At 46.0% G+C, this 19195-nt stretch carries 16 protein-coding genes; 11 read left to right on the forward strand and 5 right to left on the reverse strand.

Annotated elements, in window-relative coordinates; genetic code table 11:
• Positions 1-98: 98 nt before the first annotated feature.
• From NCI00_RS05505 to NCI00_RS05520, 4 genes are all read right to left on the reverse strand, one after another.
• Positions 99-998, reverse strand: coding sequence for a 1,4-dihydroxy-2-naphthoate polyprenyltransferase (locus tag NCI00_RS05505; RefSeq protein ID WP_253525836.1), 900 nt, complete (start codon positions 996-998; stop codon positions 99-101).
• Between the two features lie 318 nt (positions 999-1316).
• Positions 1317-4241 (reverse strand): FAD-binding and (Fe-S)-binding domain-containing protein, encoded by a 2925-nt coding sequence (locus tag NCI00_RS05510; RefSeq protein ID WP_253525838.1) that lies wholly within the window; start codon positions 4239-4241, stop codon positions 1317-1319.
• Between the two features lie 349 nt (positions 4242-4590).
• Positions 4591-6051, reverse strand: a complete 1461-nt coding sequence (locus NCI00_RS05515) for a UDP-N-acetylmuramoyl-L-alanyl-D-glutamate--2,6-diaminopimelate ligase (RefSeq protein WP_253525845.1) — start codon at positions 6049-6051, stop codon at positions 4591-4593.
• 133 nt (positions 6052-6184) lie between these two features.
• Positions 6185-6772, reverse strand: a complete 588-nt coding sequence (locus NCI00_RS05520) for an LOG family protein (RefSeq protein ID WP_166556827.1) — start codon at positions 6770-6772, stop codon at positions 6185-6187.
• A 130-nt stretch (positions 6773-6902) separates the two neighbouring features.
• On the opposite strand from NCI00_RS05520, the gene NCI00_RS05525 reads away from it, so the two are divergent.
• From NCI00_RS05525 to gmk, 11 genes are all read left to right on the forward strand, one after another.
• On the forward strand, positions 6903-8024 hold the full coding sequence (locus NCI00_RS05525) for an XdhC family protein (protein ID WP_253525848.1): 1122 nt from the start codon (positions 6903-6905) through the stop codon (positions 8022-8024).
• A 4-nt stretch (positions 8025-8028) separates the two neighbouring features.
• A complete protein-coding gene (locus NCI00_RS05530) occupies positions 8029-9225 on the forward strand; it encodes a molybdopterin molybdotransferase MoeA (protein WP_253525851.1) in 1197 nt (398 codons plus the stop codon).
• Between the two features lie 445 nt (positions 9226-9670).
• Positions 9671-12112: a ribonucleoside-diphosphate reductase subunit alpha gene (locus tag NCI00_RS05535; protein ID WP_253525854.1), complete on the forward strand. Its 2442-nt coding sequence runs from the start codon at positions 9671-9673 to the stop codon at positions 12110-12112.
• A gap of 125 nt (positions 12113-12237) precedes the next feature.
• Positions 12238-12576, forward strand: a complete 339-nt coding sequence (locus NCI00_RS05540; protein ID WP_253525857.1) for a YbaB/EbfC family nucleoid-associated protein — start codon at positions 12238-12240, stop codon at positions 12574-12576.
• Complete coding sequence (locus tag NCI00_RS05545; RefSeq protein ID WP_253525860.1) at positions 12577-13614, forward strand: glycosyltransferase family 2 protein; 1038 nt, start codon at positions 12577-12579, stop codon at positions 13612-13614. It begins immediately after the preceding gene.
• A gap of 97 nt (positions 13615-13711) precedes the next feature.
• The gene (locus NCI00_RS05550; protein WP_013926777.1) at positions 13712-14737 is read left to right on the forward strand and encodes a rod shape-determining protein; all 1026 of its coding nucleotides are present in this window, start codon (positions 13712-13714) and stop codon (positions 14735-14737) included.
• Between the two features lie 105 nt (positions 14738-14842).
• The gene (mreC, locus tag NCI00_RS05555) at positions 14843-15691 is read left to right on the forward strand and encodes a rod shape-determining protein MreC (protein ID WP_253525862.1); all 849 of its coding nucleotides are present in this window, start codon (positions 14843-14845) and stop codon (positions 15689-15691) included.
• Complete coding sequence (locus NCI00_RS05560; protein ID WP_253525865.1) at positions 15688-16191, forward strand: hypothetical protein; 504 nt, start codon at positions 15688-15690, stop codon at positions 16189-16191. Before mreC ends, NCI00_RS05560 begins: the two co-directional genes overlap by 4 nt.
• A gap of 220 nt (positions 16192-16411) precedes the next feature.
• Positions 16412-17041, forward strand: coding sequence for a sigma-70 family RNA polymerase sigma factor (locus tag NCI00_RS05565; protein WP_114067598.1), 630 nt, complete (start codon positions 16412-16414; stop codon positions 17039-17041).
• A 138-nt stretch (positions 17042-17179) separates the two neighbouring features.
• On the forward strand, positions 17180-17470 hold the full coding sequence (locus NCI00_RS05570) for a hypothetical protein (protein ID WP_229598947.1): 291 nt from the start codon (positions 17180-17182) through the stop codon (positions 17468-17470).
• 3 nt (positions 17471-17473) lie between these two features.
• Positions 17474-18040, forward strand: coding sequence for a guanylate kinase (gene gmk, locus NCI00_RS05575; protein WP_253525867.1), 567 nt, complete (start codon positions 17474-17476; stop codon positions 18038-18040).
• A gap of 99 nt (positions 18041-18139) precedes the next feature.
• On the opposite strand, the gene NCI00_RS05580 is transcribed toward gmk, so the two are convergent.
• Positions 18140-19144, reverse strand: a complete 1005-nt coding sequence (locus tag NCI00_RS05580; protein WP_253525869.1) for a YpdA family putative bacillithiol disulfide reductase — start codon at positions 19142-19144, stop codon at positions 18140-18142.
• Positions 19145-19195: the final 51 nt, after the last annotated feature.

Below are 19195 nucleotides of genomic sequence, written 5' to 3' on the forward strand. Positions count from 1 at the left end.
GAAATTAGAAGGTGAACAGGGATTCAGCCGTCAAAACTACCTAAATTTTAAACGTTTTGCCAACTTGGCACCAAAATTATTTTCCAGTAAAAGGCATACTACCCAACCCAATACCCTACTCCGAAGAGCACCACAAACAACAAGGTAGAGAGCGCCATTTGTTTTAAATAAGGGTCTAATTCACGCGGATTTTTTAAGCGACTTACCGCCAAACCATTGCGAATGAATAAAGGAAAGCTCAACAAAAAAAGCCATTGAGGAAGGGCCTCGAAATGGGAAAACATGTACAAAACACCACATAACATTCCTCCTCCCAACAACAACCAATGGTAGACAATCGCACGCTCACGCCCTAGCCTGACGGGCACCGAGCGCTTGCCTGTTAACGTATCTGATTCAATATCACGGATGTTATTGATGTTTAAGACCCCCACTGCAAACAAACCACAACTAGTAGCTGGCAAAAGCAACGTCCAATCGAACGTTTTGGTATGTAAATAGTAAACACCCAATACCCCCACCCATCCAAAGAAAATCAGTACCGACACATCTCCTAGGCCAGCGTATCCGTACGGGCGCTTGCCCGCCGTGTAGGTGATTGCTGCAATAATGGCCAAAACACCCAATCCCAAAAAAGCCGCAAACGTTTGCCAAGTAGCATCTTTGAGGGCTTCATACAACAGTCCGATTCCACTCACCAGAGAAATTACGGAGAAAACGATGATGGCCCTTCGCATGGCATCTACCGAGATTGCACCCGATTGCACCGTTCGCTGTGGACCTTGCCGGGCTTCGGTGTCTTTTCCGTTGACGGTATCGCCGTAATCGTTGGCAAAATTTGAAAGTACCTGCAAACAAATCGTGGTTACCACAGCCAGAATGGCAATGGTCCAACTGAATTTTTCGTGCGCTGCCGCCAAAAAACAGCCCATCAATATACTCGATAACGCTAAAGGCAGCGTCCGCAAACGTGCCGCTTCAATCCAAGGTTTTATCATTTAATGCACTCTTTTTAGTCTTTTGCCCTCAATGAGGGGTTTTTATTCAATTTTAAACTCTTAATTGTCAAACGTTTAACAATTAACTATTAACAATTCCCCCGCACTTTTTGGTGCGTTGTTTACAATTTCCTAATTTTGCAGCGGCAAATCGGAACTACCAGCTCCTGCTGAATCCCCCAGGTCTTGACCGAAGCAAGGGTAGGTGGTCGTAGCGGTGAGATTCTCGGTTTGCCATTTTTTGTTTTTATTCCGCAAACGTCGGCGAGGTTCAAAACCTCGCCGACGTTTTTATTTCGCGGGCCTCGCCGACGTTTTTTATACCAATGCTTCCCACAAAACTTCTACCGGATGTAGCGCTGTTCGCCCTGTACCATCGTGAATCTGGTGGCGGCAACTCGTTCCGGGCGCGGCAATAATCACTTCTTCAGGTTGGCTGCGAACCGTCGGGAATAATACCAATTCTCCGATTTTCATGGACAAATCGTAATGCTCTTTTTCGTAGCCAAAACTTCCCGCCATGCCGCAGCAACCACTTGGAATAAGGGTTACTTCGTAATTTTTGGGCAACGAAAGCATCTTTTTTGTCGGTACCATCGAAGCAATCGCTTTCTGTTGACAATGCCCGTGTAGCTTTATTTTTTTGCTGTCGGCTGTAAACTGCTTACTGCTTATTCTTTTTGCGTCTATCTCACGCGCCATAAACTCATCAAACTGTAACGCATTTTGGGCCAATTGCTTCGCCGCTTCCATCAGTTCTTCGCTGACCAAGTCAGGATACTCATCCCGGAAGGTCAGAATGGCCGAGGGTTCAATACCTACGAGTGGAGTTTGCTCGGTAATTAAATCCTTAAGCAGGCGCACATTTTGCTCCGCAATCTTTTTGGCATCTTTTAATAAACCTTTCGACAACTGAGGGCGCGCGCTTGGCGCATGGTCGGGAATGATGACTTCATAGCCCAGCTTTTCCAAGAGCTGAATGGCTTTTTTACCGATTTCAACGTCGTTATAATTCGTAAACTCATCGCAGAAAAGATAAACCCGTCGCTTTAAAGACGAAAGAGGTTGCTTCTCTGCAACGTGTTTTTTAAACCATGACTTCAGGGTTGTATCATGCAGCAATGGCATAGTTCTATCAGGGTGAAAACCAACCACTTGATTAGCGATACGGCGCAACGGCTCATTCTTAAAAATCAAATTGTACGCCCACGGAATGTAGCTGGCAATACCCGTCATTTTGGAGAAATTCCCCACCAGCCATGACCGCATCGGCACGCCGTTGGTATCATAATATTGCTGCAAAAACTCCATTTTTAGCTTCGCCACATCTACGTTTGACGGGCACTCGCCTTTGCAGCCCTTGCAGGCCAAACAGAGGTCATATACTTCCTTAATTTCTTTGTGGTCAAAGCGGTTGGCTTTGTCGGAACGTGTCAAAAATTCGCGCAGTACGTTCGCCCGGGCCCGCGTGGTATCTTTCTCATTGCGGGTTGCCATAAAGCTCGGGCACATAGTCCCACCGCTGAGCTGCGTTTTACGGCAGTCGCCTGAGCCGTTACACTGCTCGGCGTGTTGTAGCACATTTTGATCGGGATAACGGAAATAGGTCTTAAACTCTGGCGTTTTCTGCCCCGCTTCGTAGCGCAGAAACGTATCCATCGGCGGCGTTTCTACAATTTTGTTCGAGTTAAAGATATTGTAAGGGTCCCACGTATGTTTGATTTCTTTAAACAACTCGTAGTTTTTGGGGCCTACCATCTGCGGAATAAACTCCCCACGCAAACGCCCATCACCGTGCTCGCCCGACAGCGAACCGTCGTATTTTTTAACCAAGGTCGCAATCTCCTCCGCAATCATCCGAAACTGCGCGTGGCCCTCTTTGGTCTTGAGATTAATGATGGGTCGCAGGTGAATTTCACCCGAGCCCGCGTGGGCATAATGCACCGCCGACATGCCATTTTTGTGCAGAATCTCGTTAAAATCACGAATATACGCGGGTTGGTCGTACACGTCTACGGCCGTATCTTCGATGACCGCAACGGCTTTTTCGTCGCCAGGCAAGTTGGCCAAAAGCCCCAAACCCGCTTTCCGAAGCGTCCAGATTTTCTTGGTATCATCGGCATGAAGCAACGGATAATGAAACCCGATGCCTTGCTTTTCAAAATCCGCAATCAATTCGGCAGCAACGGCTTCTACTTCTTCTTTGGTATTTTGTGAAACATCTACCACTAAAATAATCGGGAACGACCCGTCGGCTTTCCGCTTCACAAAGAAGGCGTTTTTGCTTTGTTCGGGATTCTCAGCCGCACATTCCAGAATATAGTTATCAATCAATTCTACGGCCTGAGGCTTGTATTTGAGGGCCGTAATGGTAGAGCACAAGGCTTCGTCGATGGTATTAAAATGCGCACACACCAAGCCCTGGGCTTTGGGCGGTGGCGGAATAATGTTGAGCTTTATTTCGGTCAAAAAGCAAAGCGTTCCTTCCGACCCTGCAATCAAACGACACATGTTAAACGCTGGACCATCTTCCGTAAACGGCTGACAATCCAATAGCATATCTAAGGCATAGCCAGTATTTCGGCGCTCAACGGATTTTTTGGGAAAATTCTTTCGGATTTCCGCTTGATTTTCAGGATTCGAAAGAATATCGAAGGTTTTAGCATAAATAGCCCCTTCGAGTCCTTCTTTGGGCAACGCTTGGGAAGCCAAAGACTTAAAAACGACTTCGCTCCCATCGGCCAACAATGCCTTCACTTCCAATAAATGTTCGCGGGTAGAGCCATAAACCACGGAATTGGAGCCGCAGGAGTTATTTCCCACCATCCCACCAATCATGGCGCGGTTGGCGGTAGAGGTTTCGGGACCAAAATACAGGCCATAAGGCTTGAGCGCCATGTTGAGTTCGTCCCTAATCACGCCCGGCTGCACGCGCACCCAACGTTCTTCGGGGTTGATTTCCAGTATTTTGGTAAACGTCCGCGACACATCGACCACGATGCCGTTCCCTACAACTTGCCCCGCCAACGACGTTCCAGCGGTGCGCGGAATGAGCGACGTGCGATGTTTGCGCGCAAAGGCAATCAGCGTTTTGAGGTCTTCGATGTCTTGGGGAATAGCCACGGCCTGCGGCATTTCACGGTACGCCGATGCATCAGTGGCATAAAGCGTACGCATCGTACTGTCGTAATGAAGTTCGCCTTTGAGGCGTTGAGCTAATTCAGAAAGTGGTAGGTGAGTCATTGGTGAGCTTTCGAAATCTTCAGCGAAAGCGCAAATTTACGACCTCTGTTTTTGTTATGCTAATTTGATTTTAAGCGCAGGCAATTGAAATGCCATCAGTAGAGGAAGAATAAAAAACAAAAGCTCCGACCTTTAGAAGATCGAAGCTTTTACAAAACAGATATAACACATAAACGCCGAAGCCTTTAAAATAGTTTTAGGTTTGAAAAATAGCTTTGTAATTTTTCACTTTTATCAGGATTTCTGATAAATTATCGAAAAACCGATAATTACGCCTGTTTTTTGGCAAAAATACGCACACTGTTTCGCGGCTAATTCGGCAACAAAATGAATCAAAATTTCTTGATGGTTACCTTGCCTCAAACGCCTCCCTCAACTCCTCCCTATCATCAAAGTGATGTTTGACGCCCTTAATCTCTTGGTAGGTTTCGTGGCCCTTACCTGCGACCAAAATGATGTCGTGCGGCTGTGCCAACGATACCGCATAACGAATGGCCGCGCGGCGGTCTTCGATGACTTTCATTTTTTTGTAATCTACGGGTGAGATTCCAACTTCCATCTGCGCCAAAATCGCCATGGGTTCTTCATTACGCGGATTGTCGGACGTAAGAATCACACGGGTGCTCAATTCTCCCGCAATACGCGCCATTTCGGGGCGCTTAGTAGCATCACGATTTCCGCCACAGCCTACGACCGTAATCACCTGCTGGTCGCCTTCACGAAGTTCATTGATGGTTTCCAATACATTTTGAAGGGCATCGGGCGTGTGGGCATAATCCACGATTCCTACGATGGCATCCGCGCTGACAACTTGCTCAAAACGGCCCGGTGGCGGTGTAATTGCCGATAAAGCCGTAAGAACCTGCTCTTCGTCCTCCCCCAACAACAGCGCTGCACCGTACACCCCCAACAGATTGTAAGCGTTGAATTTACCAATCAATTTAAACCAAACTTCTTTGCCATCAATTTCCATTTGAAGACCAAAAAGGCTATCAGAAAGCAGCTTTCCTTTGAAAGTTGCGATGGTTTGGAGCGAGTAGGTTTCTTTGCGAGCGGCGGTATTTTGCACCATTACCCCGCCACGACGGTCGTCGATGTTGACGAGCGCAAAAGCGTGTTTGGGCAACTGGTCAAAGAAGCCTTTTTTAGCTTTGATGTAATTGTCAAACGTTTTATGAAAATCAAGGTGATCATGGGTGATATTGGTAAAAATACCACCCGAAAAAAGTAAACCCGCAATGCGCTCTTGCGCCACAGCGTGAGAGCTCACTTCCATAAAACAATGCGTACAGCCACGCCGTACCATTTCGGCTAGTAACTCATTGATTTTGACCGAGTCAGGCGTGGTGTGCGTGGACGGAATAACGTCATCGTCAATTTGGTTTTGCACCGTTGAAAGCAGCCCCACACGATAGCCCAATTGACGAAACAGCTTGAACAAAAGCGTCACGGTCGAAGTTTTGCCATTGGTACCCGTTACACCCACCAATTTGAGTTTTGACGAAGGATTATCGTAAAAATTGGCCGCCAAAAAGCCCATCGTACGGGCAGAATCTGCCACATGAATGTAAGTGACTCCATCGACCAAATCAGCGGGTAGGTCTTCACACAAAATCGCCGATGCACCCATTTCAATCACTTTCGGAATAAACTGATGTCCATCTACTTGAGTGCCTTTTTGAGCCACAAACAACGACCCCGAACCTACGCGCCGCGAGTCGAATTCGATACTTTTGATTTCGGTATTGGTATTTCCAATCACCGAAATGACTGGAACACCCGCCAATATTTCTTGAAGCGTCTTTGACATGTTTAACTGCGTTCTTTTGGTTTTAAAAAAACGAGGATTTGAGAATCCTCTGGGTTGGTTTTGAGAAACCAACCACACTAACTTATCTCCTCACTGCTGGGTTTTGAGAAACCAACAGCACTCACTTATCTCCTCACTTCTCCCGCTGAATATTTTTCAGCTCCAACTTACTTTCTTTGCGCACAAAGGCCTGCATTTTATCCAATAAATCTTCAATATTGTCGGCAACAATCAACAAATCCCGATTTTCAGGTTTAAGAAACCCTTCTTCTACCATTACCTCTAGGTGCGCCAACAAGTTGTTGTAAAAACCGTTGTAATTGAGGACACCTACCGGCCCGTGAAAAATTTTCAACTGCGCCCAGGCCAAAATCTCGAACATTTCGTCGAGAGTTCCGTAGCCGCCCGGCAGATTAATGACGCCATCCGACAACGACACCATCTTGGCTTTGCGCTCATGCATGGTATCCACAAAATGAATTTCGGTCAGGGTTTGGTGGGCTACTTCCAACTCCGCCAAAAAATTAGGAATAATGCCCGTCACCTGTGCGCCGCCCGCCAACGTGCCGTCGGCCACGGCCCGCATCAGGCCGAGGTTGCCGCCTCCGTACACTAAATTAATGCCCCTTTTGGCCATAGCCAGGCCTACTTCCGTAGCCAATTGGAGATATTCAGGACGCTTGCCCGCGTTGGAACCACAATACACAACGATTGATTTCATGTTTGGAAGAATATGCTTTTGAGCGCAAATATCGGGAACGAATTTGACCAATACTAACGGAGGTCATTGCTGAAAGGAACGAAAAAACTATTTTTGTTGTGAATCTGACAAGATAGATTTATACAAAAGCATGAAAGAGCTGAAAGCAATCATTAACGCGTACGATCACTTAAATCCTGCAAAAACCAAAGCGGCCATCGCAACCGTGGTGCGCGTCGAAGGCTCTTCTTACCGACGCACGGGCGCACGAATGCTGGTCATGGACGATGGCGTGTGGGTGGGCGGTATCAGCGGCGGCTGTTTGGAGGGCGACGCCCTCAAACGCGCCCGGCTGGCCATGGCCAAATCTCAGCCGAGTTTGGTTACCTACGATACCACCGAAGACGACCAACACCAAATCGGTGTAGGATTGGGCTGTAATGGCGTTATCGACGTACTGCTTTCACCTTTAGAAATCGGCAACCCAAACAATCCCGTTGAAATTCTGAAAAGCTGCATGGCCGAACGCCGTCAAACGCATATTTTACTGACCATCATTGGTTTGGAGGATGAATACAATGATTTGCGAGCGGGTAGCATGGTTCGCTATACTGGGCCAGAAAGTCTGAATGTGTTTGGCGACCGCGACTTACAGCAAAACATTGAAAAAACGATTCATAATTTCGCCCAAAAAGGCCGCTCACGACCCGCTACCTTTGGCCTTGCCGACGGGCGAGAAATAGAAATATTCATTGAAATTCTCCCTCCCGAAGTTCACCTTGTTTTGATGGGGCACCAATACGACGTGCTGCCGTTGGCGCGGCTGGTCAAAGAAATCGGGTGGCGGGCCACGGTGGTGGCCAATCCGCAGAAAATCATGCAGAAGCTCAGTTCCGTGGCCGATGCCATTGTTACTCCTGCCGAGTTTGATTCGATTCTCATCGATGAGCATACTGCCATCATTTTGATGTCGCATGATTTCAAAACCGATAAATACAATTTACCCAAAGTCCTGAAAACCGCCGCCGCGTACATCGGAATGCTGGGGCCACGCGTACGTTCTGAAAAGATATTTGACGAACTGGCCCAAGAAGGAATTAAGATTTCGGAAACCGACATGGAACGCATACACGCACCTGTCGGTTTGGATATAGGCGCCATTTCGCCCGAAGAAATTGCCCTGTCCATTGTCTCCGAAATTAGGGCCGTTTTCTCCGACCGCAGTGGCGCGGCTTTGCGCCTACGCACTACCCCCATTCACGAAAGAGACTGATTTTATGGAATTAACCACCGTTACCGAAGCCACCCGCATCATTTTAGAAAACAGTATCGACTACGGTACCGAGTATGTGCCCTTTACCGACGCCCACCGACGGGTATTGGCCGAGCCGCTCGTAGCCGACCGTGACTTTCCGCCGTTTGACCGCGTCACGATGGACGGCATTGCTATTCAATGGCAAAGTTATGCCAACGGGCAACGGGCTTTCCGGGTCGAAAGCACCCAAACCGCGGGCGAAACACAGCACACACTTTCGGACCCCAGCGCCTGCATTGAGGTCATGACGGGTGCCATGTTGCCCATCAACACCGACTTAGTGATTCGGTACGAGGATTTTACCATTAAAGACGGCATTGCTCAACTCAACGCCGACGTAAGAGAAGGACAAAACGTGCATTATCAAGGCGAAGACCGCCGAGCGGGTACTGCTATTATCCAACCTCACACGCTTTTAGGCCCGCCCGAAATCGCAATTGCCGCCAGCGTCGGGGCGGTCCAAGTTGCCGTCAAAAAGTTACCTTCGGTGGTCATCATCACCTCAGGCGACGAACTGGTGGCGGTGGAGCAAACACCCCTGCCCCACCAAATTCGCAGTTCAAACGTGCATTGCATAGCTACCCTGTTGAAAGACTACCGCATCAACGTTGATTTTGTCCATATTCCCGACGATTTGTCGGCCACCCAACAGGCCATTCAAAACGCCCTTACCCAGTACGACGTGCTGATTTTGTGCGGGGGAGTGTCGCAGGGCAAAAAGGACTTTATTCCTAAAGCACTGCAAGCCGAAGGAGTCGAAAAATATTTTCATAAACTCAGCCAACAGCCCGGCAAACCGTTTTGGTTTGGCCGCAAAAACAACAACGTCGTTTTTGCTCTGCCTGGCAACCCAGTCTCTTCTTTTGTCTGCGCTCGTCGGTATTTTATTCCGTGGCTACGCAAGTCATTGGGGATTCCAGCAATGGATAATATCTATGCTGCACTAAGTGACGATTACGTATATAATTCGCCCCTTACCTACTTCCTTCAGGTACAATTATTTCAGGAAGGAGCAACGCTGATGGCTCGGCCCCTAACAGGTCACGGCTCTGGCGATTTCGCAAATCTTATTGATAATCAAGGATTTTTGGAGCTCCCAAAAGAAAAAAATGAGTTTAAAAAAGGAGAAATACTCCCAATATGGCGATATGGATATTAAATATGATTTTTAACAGATACCGCTTGATAAATATTCCAAAAAAAGTAGCCCAAAAATTTTGAAGGGATATAATTTTCGTTTACAATTGTAAACATATCTTCCATTTATCAGATTCTTGATTGAAAAGTTTGGGGTAAAAATATTCGAAAAATTTTTCGTATAAATATTCAACGAACCCCAAGCCCCTGCGCTTAGCGTAACCCGCTAAGAGCAAATTTGTTAACGATTTCTTAATGTAACATAACGATTATATTTTTCAAATTTCTCCTCGGCCTACGAGATAAGTCGAGTTGTGGAGAGCCGGGAAAGATTCGTATTTTCGCACACTTTACCTAACATTTTGAGAAATGTGGAAAACAACTATCGCCTCCCTCGAAAAAGCACTATATTTTTCAGAAAGAACACAAACTAAGGTATCGCTAACCCCATATAATTTCTTAAGTCTATGTATGTTATAAAACGTGATGGCCGCCGGGAATCGGTCAAGTTTGACAAAATCACCTCTCGCATCGAAAAATTGTGCTATGGCTTAGACGCACTTTATGTTCAGCCGATTGAAGTAGCCAAGAAAGTAGTAGGAGGCATCTTTGATGGCGTCACAACCGCACAGTTGGATGTTTTAGCCGCCGAAACGGCTGCTTCTATGACCACTAAGCACCCCGATTACGCTATTCTGGCAGCCCGTATTGCTATTTCAAACCTTCACAAAAACACGCTGAAATCATTTTCGGCGACCATGAAGCAGCTTTATACGTACACAGACCCAAAAACGGGAGAAAACGCATCGCTTATTTCAAAAGAAGCACACGATATTATTCGTAAACATGCCGCCTTACTGGATTCGACCATTATCTACGACCGCGACTATGGTTACGATTATTTTGGGTACAAAACCCTCGAAAAATCATACCTGTTGAAAGTGAACGGCAAGATTGCCGAACGCCCTCAACACATGCTCATGCGGGTAGCGGTAGGGATTCACTTGGAGGATATTGACTCCGTCATTGAAACCTACAACCTCCTTTCGGAACGTTGGTTTACGCACGCTACCCCGACCCTGTTCAACGCAGGTACTCCCAAGCCCCAGATGTCGAGCTGCTTCTTACTTACCATGAAAGACGACAGCATCGACGGCATTTACGATACCCTCAAACAATGCGCGTTGATTTCACAGTCGGCGGGTGGTATTGGTTTGAGCATTCATAATATCCGCGCTACGGGAAGCTACATCAAAGGCACCAATGGTACTTCAAACGGTATTGTGCCGATGCTCCGGGTGTTTAATGATACGGCTCGTTATGTAGACCAAGGGGGTGGAAAACGTAAAGGTTCTTTTGCTATTTATTTAGAACCTTGGCACGCCGATATTTTTGAGTTTTTGGACCTGAAGAGAAACCACGGAAAAGAAGAATTACGCGCCCGCGATTTGTTCTATGCCATGTGGATTCCTGACTTGTTCATGAAGCGCGTCGAAGCCAATGATACATGGTCGTTGCTTTGCCCGCATGAGTGCCCAGGATTAGCGGATACTTATGGCGACGAATTTGAGCAATTGTACGAAAAATACGAACGTGAAGGCAAAGCCCGCAAAACCATCAAAGCGCAAGATTTGTGGTTTGCTATTATGGAGTCCCAAATCGAAACGGGAACGCCATACATGCTTTACAAAGACCACGCCAACCGTAAGTCAAACCAGAAGAATTTGGGTACCATCAAGTCGTCGAACTTGTGTACCGAAATCATGGAATATACCTCTCCCGACGAAGTGGCAGTGTGTAACCTTGCCTCTATCTCGTTGCCAAAATTTGTGGAACAGGGAGAAGACGGATTTTTGCATTTCAACCACGAGAAGTTGTTCGACATTACAAAAGTAGTGACGAAAAACCTCAATAAAATCATTGACCTCAACTACTATCCAGTGCCAGAAGCCGAGTGTAGCAACAAGCGCCACCGCCCCATTGGTATTGGTATTCAGGGTCTTGCCGATGCATTTTTGATGATGCGTATGCCTTTCGAATCAGAAGAAGCGCGTCGCCTCAACGAAGACATTCACGAAACCATCTACCACGGTGCCCTAGTGGCCTCTATGGAATTGGCCAAAACGCAGGGGCCGTACGAAACGTGGAAAGGTTCGCCGATTTCGCAGGGTATTTTTCAGTTTGATATGTGGAATGTAACGCCAAAAAGCGGACGCTGGAATTGGGATAAATTGCGCAAAGAGGTGGTTAAATTTGGCGTACGCAACTCGCTGCTTTTGGCTCCAATGCCAACGGCTTCAACCAGCCAAATCTTAGGCAACAACGAGTGTTTTGAGCCATTTACCTCCAACCTTTACGTTCGTCGGGTATTGTCGGGAGAATTTATCGTCGTCAACAAATACCTTTTGAAAGACCTCGTAAAAGAAGGTTTGTGGAACGATTCCATGAAAAACAAACTCATGGCCCACAACGGTTCGGTACAGAAAATCGAAGAAGTACCTGCCAACCTCAAAGAACTGTATAAAACTGCTTGGGAAATCAAACAAAAGACCATCGTAGATATGGCCGCCGACCGAGGTGCGTACATCTGCCAGTCGCAGTCGCTCAATATTTTCATGGACAATGCCAACTACGGCAAACTGACTTCCATGCACTTTTATGCGTGGAAAAAAGGACTCAAAACTGGAATGTACTACCTCCGTACGCAAGCCGCCGTTGACGCGGTTAAGATTACGGTGGAGAAAAACGCCGAAGCAGTTCTGGAGCCAGTCACTACTGCCGTTGAGGAGAAAGAACTGAACTATGAAAAATACGCTCAGGACAATGCCCCTCAGGCCGCCGCCCGCGACAGCCAGACCGAAAGTCAGTATGTGCTTGATAAGCCTGAGCAGAAAGAAGGCGAGAAATAATCCTTACTGATTACATTCCAACAGCAGGCAATCAATCGTTGTATCTTTGTACACAATTGATTGCCTGCTGTTATTTTTATGTATCTTTGCGCCCTAAAAATTACACGTTTTAGCCCCCAAAAGTTATGTTTGGAGATATGATGGGAATGCTTGGAAAGGTCAAAGAATTCCAAGCCAAAATGAAAGAGGCCCAAGAAGGTCTTGGGCAACTGACCGAGTCGGCCGAAACAGGCGCGGGTCTCGTAAAAGCAACGGTCAACGGGCGCAAACAAGTCGTAAGCCTTAGCATCGACCCCGATTTGATGAAGCCAGAAGACCGCGAAATGTTGCAGGATTTGATTACTGCGGCCATTAATCGGGCTTTAGAAAATATCGAGGACCAAATCAAAGTTCACATTCAGCAATCTACGGAAGGCGTTTTGCCCAATATCCCGGGATTGGATTTGAGTAAGTTTATGAAGTAAATGCCAATCGACAAAGTAGCCCTCGTCATTCTTAATTATAACGGGAGAAACTTCTTGGAGAAGTTTCTCCCGTCTGTTGTTAAATATACCGAATCCGCCGCGATTTATGTTGCCGACAGCGCCTCTACCGATGGTTCGGTGGATTGGGTTGAACAAAATTTTCCGACCGTAAAAACGGTTATTTTACCCAAAAACTACGGATATGCAGGCGGCTACAATCGCGCCCTGAAAAACATCTCTGCTGAGTATTATATCCTTCTCAATTCTGATGTGGAAGTCACACCTCACTGGCTCACTCCCATCGTCAATCTGCTGGACCAAAATCCTCAAATTGCGGCCTGCCAACCCAAACTGTTGGCCCACCATGACAAAACGCAATTTGAGTACGCAGGGGCCGCAGGAGGCTATATCGACTGGCTGGGGTACACGTACTGTCGCGGCCGTATATTTTACCACAACGAGACTGACACGGGTCAGTACGACACCACTGTCCCTATCTTCTGGGCGTCGGGTGCGGCTTTGGCGATTCGGTCCAAGCTTTTCCACGAAATGGGCGGATTTGACGAAGATTTTTTTGCCCACATGGAAGAAATTGACCTTTGTTGGCGGCTGCATTCGGCAGGCTATCACGTATATTGTTGTCCGCAATCGGTGGTTTATCACGTAGGTGGCGGCACCCTTCCTCCTACAAGCCCTTTCAAGACCTTCCTCAATTATCGCAACAGCTTGGCCATGCTTTATAAGAATTTGCCAGCCCATCGAACCTGGCTTATTCTCTTTTTGAGGCTTATTTTAGATGGGGTTTCGTCAATTCGTTATTTACCGCATGGTCAATGGCGAGATATATGGGCCATTGTAAGAGCTCATTTTGCATTTTATAGGTGGATTTTGGGTGAACTTCCCCAAAAACGCCGTCGAATTCAGCAGAAAATCGCCCAAACAAAAGGCCATCAAACACTCCCAATCTCTTCTAAGAGCATCATTTGGGCGTATTTTGTCAAAGGGTGTAAAACCTTCGACTCATTTTCAAGGCTTTAATCAAAAAAATACTTGCTTTGTATTCTGTCAAAAAGCCGATAAAATCCTTTAATTTTGCGGCTCATTAAATTTTAGTCAATCTGCGAAAGCAAACAACATGGCATTATTTGATTTTTTAACGAGCGAGATTGCAATAGATTTAGGAACAGCGAACACGCTGATTATTCACAAAGACAAAATCGTTGTGGATGAGCCATCTATCATTGCTTTGGACAAGAATAACGGGAAGGTGTTGGCGATTGGTCACAAAGCAATGCAAATGCACGAAAAGACCAATGAAAATATAAAAACCATACGCCCGTTAAAAGACGGTGTTATTGCCGACTTTACCGCTGCGGAATTAATGATTCGTGGGATGATCAAAATGATTACGCCCAACAATCGCTTCTTCACGCCTTCACACCGAATGGTTATTTGTATTCCATCGGGTATTACAGAAGTAGAAAAACGAGCTGTAAAAGACTCGGCAGAACACGCAGGCGCGAAGGAAGTTTATATGGTGCACGAACCCATTGCGGCGTCAATTGGTATCGGTATCGATATTACACAGCCCAACGGTACCATGATTGTGGATATTGGCGGTGGAACAACCGAAATTGCCGTTATTGCCCTTTCAGGTATTGTTTGTGAGCAATCCATTCGCATTGCTGGCGATGTTTTTACCAAAGACATTGTTGATTATATGCGCCGTGAGCACAACCTGCTGATTGGTGAGCGTTCGGCGGAGCAAATCAAAATTGAAGTAGGCTCGGCCTTACCCGAACTAGACAATCCTCCAGCAGATTTTGAAATTCGGGGCCGCGATTTGATGACTGGTATTCCGAAAGAAATCAAAGTTACGTACAGCGAAATTGCGTATGCGTTGGATAAATCGATTTCCAAAATCGAAGAAGCTGTGATGAAAGCCCTTGAAATTTCCCCTCCAGAACTTTCGGCCGATATTTACACCAATGGTATTCACTTGACTGGCGGCGGTGCGCTTTTGCACGGTCTCGACAAACGATTGGCCACTAAAACAAAGCTGCCAATCCACGTCGCCGACGACCCCCTCAAGGCCGTTGTGAAGGGTACGGGTGAAATCCTGAAAAACCTAGAATTGTATAAGTCGGTATTAATTCAATAGTAGCGAGCAGCGAGGCGCGGCCGCCGCTGCGGTGAGAAGCGGCCGCCGCCGCGGTGAGTTTTAGTTCCCTTCTCACTCCTCGCTCCCGTTGTCACTCCTACCTCAATGCTTCAACTCTTTGAGTTTATTGCCCGTAATCGAAACTTTATCCTCTTTGTTTTGCTTGAGGTGTTTAGTTTTTGGTTGCTCGTCAATAACAATAACTATTGGAGTGTAGAATACTTCAACACCGCTAACTCACTAAATGCAAGGGCGTTAGAGGCTTCAAATACCTTACGAGAATACACCAACCTCCGGCAAGTAAACGAGGCATTGGCCGAGGAAAACCGACGTTTAAATGAACGCGTAACGGCAATGCAACAGCTACATCCCAGCAATGCTCCCGTGGGCTATAAAGCCGATTCAGCCTTTGCTTCCCGATATAAGTTTGTGACGATTGCCAAAGTAATCGACAACAGCACCCACCGCGCCGACAATTACCTGACCATCGACAAAGGTTACGCCGACGGTGTTAAAGTAGGTATGGGGGTGATTTCATCGACGGGTGTTGTAGGAAAAGTAAAATCTTGTAACGAACATTTTTCGGTCATTACGTCCATTTTGCATTCGCAATACATGATTTCAACAAAACTCCTGAGAAGTGGTGAAAATGGAAACGCTGAATGGGAAAACAATAGTAACCCTTCCATCATCCAGTTAAAGGATATTTCACGCTACAAACCCATCAGCAAAGGAGATACCGCCGTCACATCTGACTATAACGCCGTGTTTCCGCCCGGCGTGCCCGTAGGATATGTAAAAAGCTTTAAAGTGGCTCCCGACCAGGCATTTTTTGAGATTGACTTGCAACTAGCGACCGACTTCTCCAAAGTCTCCTATGTATATTTGGTAGATAACAAGCTTTCGGATCAACAACAATCCCTTCAGGAAAGCCTTATTAATAAACGTAAATGAATCCAAACGAAATAGCCCGCAGTGCCTTAAGATGGTTAGTGTACGTGCTGCTGCATATATTTGTAGCCCGTCACTTGGTATTGTTTGACTATGCATTTTGTTTTATTTACATAGGCGCCATCCTGTTTTTACCGCAAGAAATTAACCTAACGGGCCTGCTACTCATCGGTTTTGCAACGGGTGTAGCTGTTGATTCGTTTGATAATACCCTCGGCCTCCATGCGGCCACTGCCGTTTTTGTGGCCTATCTACGCCCGATTATCATTCGCTATCAGTTTGCTCAAAAACTCTCAGAAGGGCGCTTAGAGCTTTCATTGAAGGGGCTTGGCCTCCCTGCCTTTTTGTCTTATACCCTCATACTGGTTTCGGTTCATCATCTACTTTTGTTCTTTGTCGAAGCGGGTAGCCTCAGCTTACTGCCTTACACCCTCTTAAAGATAGTTTGCAGTATTTTGTTTACTACCCTGACCATTTTGCTCACGCAACTTTTTTCCCGTTAGGTGAAAAAACATCCTCACTTCTGACATTTTGTCTAAAAATCGAATTATTTATTTTCGTTGGAATAATTTTTGTCGTATATTATATCAGCTAATTATGGGCAAGTTGTTCTACAGCTAATCCTAAAAAAATAACCTTTCATGAGGGGTTTTTGTTGATTGGTGAAAGAAGAGTTGCGCGGAAGGTGGGTCGTTTGCTAAAATTCGTAAATTTACGGCAGCCATGTCAGTCATTATGTCAGAAGAAATCGAAGAAATACCCCTAGCCTCCTCAGAAACGTCTTACAACGACGCTGAGAAGAACGATATATTCAATCGTGAGTTTATGCCCCACATAAACTCCATGTATAACTTTGCCTTTAGGCTAACAATGGACGAAGATGACGCCAACGACCTCGTCCAAGATACCTATTTAAAAGCTTTCCGTTTTATTTCTTCCTTTGAGCGGGGAACTAATGCAAAAGCGTGGTTGTTCAGAATCCTGAAAAACAGTTTTATTAATGATTATCGTAAGCGGAGCAAAGAGCCGTCGAAGGTAGATTACCAAGAAGTAGAAACAACCTACAACTCGGAAGAAGCTGCCGAAGTCGACCACACTACCGACTTACGCGTCGAAACTGTTCAAGACATGATTGGCGATGAAGTAGCCACTGCGCTCAACTCATTGCCCGTCGATTTTCGTACCGTCATTATCCTTTGCGACATTGAAGGATTTACGTACGAAGAAATGGCTAAGATTCTGGATATTCCGATCGGTACTGTTCGTTCTCGTTTGCACCGCGCACGGAATCTCCTTAAAGACAAACTCAAAGTGTACGCTTCCTCCATGGGGTACGACACCGACGAGGATTGATTTAAGGATGGCATTGAGTAATATCCAATTTTTTCAAGCTATGTCTTTGAACTTTTTTTGATGAAAATTCATTCTAAGTAAAGACAACTTAATAGTAAGATTCAAAGAAAAAATTGAACCTTTGCAATGTTATTGGATATGCATTCGTCAGCCTCCGCCAGTGAGAACAATGAAACGAGGAAGCCTCAAAAACAGTACTGCGAACACCACGCAGAGTGTCTGAAAAAAATTCAGGCTGTTTTGGATGGAGAAGCTTCAGAAGCCGAGAAGGAACACTTCAGGGTAAACATGGATGATTGCCTTCACTGCATCAAAATGTACCACCTCGAAAAGTGTGTCAAAGAATCCCTTCAGGCGAAGGTCGACAAACGACTCTGCCCCGATAATCTCGTACAGGCAATCAAAGCAAAATTAAACATCACCGCCTAAGTTTTGGAAGGAAAGCTCATCATCTTCTCTGCTCCGTCTGGTTCTGGTAAAACGACCATCGTACGACACTTACTCTCCAAGTACAACAATCTGGGTTTTTCGATTTCGGCCTGCACCCGCGACCGCCGCGGCAGGAATGAAGTACACGGAAAAGATTATTACTTTCTTACACCCGACGATTTCAAACAACGCATTGATAACAATGAGTTTGTGGAATGGGAAGAAGTGTATCCAGGCGGGTATTACGGAACCTTAAAATCAGAAATTGAGCGTTTGTGGGCCGCAGGAAAACACGTCATTTTTGACGTAGATGTAAAAGGAGGCCTCAAACTCAAAGAATACTTTGGAGAACGTGCCCTTGCCATTTTTGTAAAAGCTCCCAGCGAAGACGCAATCAAACAACGCCTCATGATGCGCGGCACCGAAACCGAAGACAGTCTTTCTAAGCGGCTCTTTAAAGTAAAATTTGAAATGTCATTTCAAGACCGTTTTGACGTAATTTTGGTCAACGATAACCTTGAAGCCGCTCTAGCGAAAGCGGAAGAGCTGGTAGAAAACTTTCTAGGATAAAATATAACAACAATTATAACAGGAAAAGCCGGATAAATAATATCCGGCTTTTCCTGTTACTGACTAATAGGGGTGTTGTTGCAAACAAATAAACTTAACTTATATTCTTTCAATCAATTCTTTTACCTGACGGATTTTACGTCCCGCAATGTGGTCAATAATGGCCGCTGCGTGTTCTCTACCATTCTCAATGAATACTTTTTCGGTATGGATTCCCGCCACCACCGTACCGCACAAATAAAGACCGGCCACATTGGTTTCAAACGTTTCGGGGTCATAAACGGGCACCATGCTCGGCTGGGTTAGTTCTATACCACAACGTTGTAACAAAGCTCCATCTGGGACATAACCAATCAACATCAAAACAAAATCAGCATCAATCCATTCGGATTCTCCCGTCTCAACATTTTCGATTTGAACGCGCTTGGGTTCAATAGCCGTGGTGAGGCTATTAAACCGCGTTTTGATTTTACCTTCCCGTACACGATTTTTTACATCTGGAACAAGCCAATATTTGACCGTTGGGCGAAAATCCTCTCCCCGATGAACAATTGTGACGTCGACATCATGACGGTACAATTCTAGGGCCGCCTCCACTGCCGAATTGGCCGCACCTACAATAACAACTTTGGAGAACGAATATAAGAAAGGTTCGTCATAATAAGGAGTAACGTGCGGCAAATTTTCCCCAGGAATTCCCAAATGACGCGGAAAATCAAAATAGCCAGTCGCAATAATTACTTTACGGGCATGATAGGCTTCACCCTTGGCAGTTTGCACTTCAAACAAATCATCTTGTTTTACTACTTGTGTAACTTCCGTAAAAAGTTTAAAATTGAGGTGATAATACCCCGCAACCTTACGGTAATATTGTAAAGCTTCACTGCGGTTGGCTTTTAATTCAGAAATGGGAAAGGGAATCCCTCCGATTTCAATATTTTCGGCGGTCGAGAAAAAGCGCATCCGTTTGGGGTAGCGCCTGATAGACTCCGTAATGCTACCTTTTTCTAAAATGAGGTGGCTCAATCCTGCTTTTGCGGCCTCAATTCCTACGGCCAATCCGCACGGTCCTGCGCCTATAATCAATACGTCGTATACTTGCATAAAAGAAGAAAATGATAAATGTTCGTATTATTGCATCACTAATGCGCTAAG

The organism is Runella salmonicolor, from assembly GCF_024158025.1.
Classification (GTDB): domain Bacteria; phylum Bacteroidota; class Bacteroidia; order Cytophagales; family Spirosomataceae; genus Runella; species Runella salmonicolor.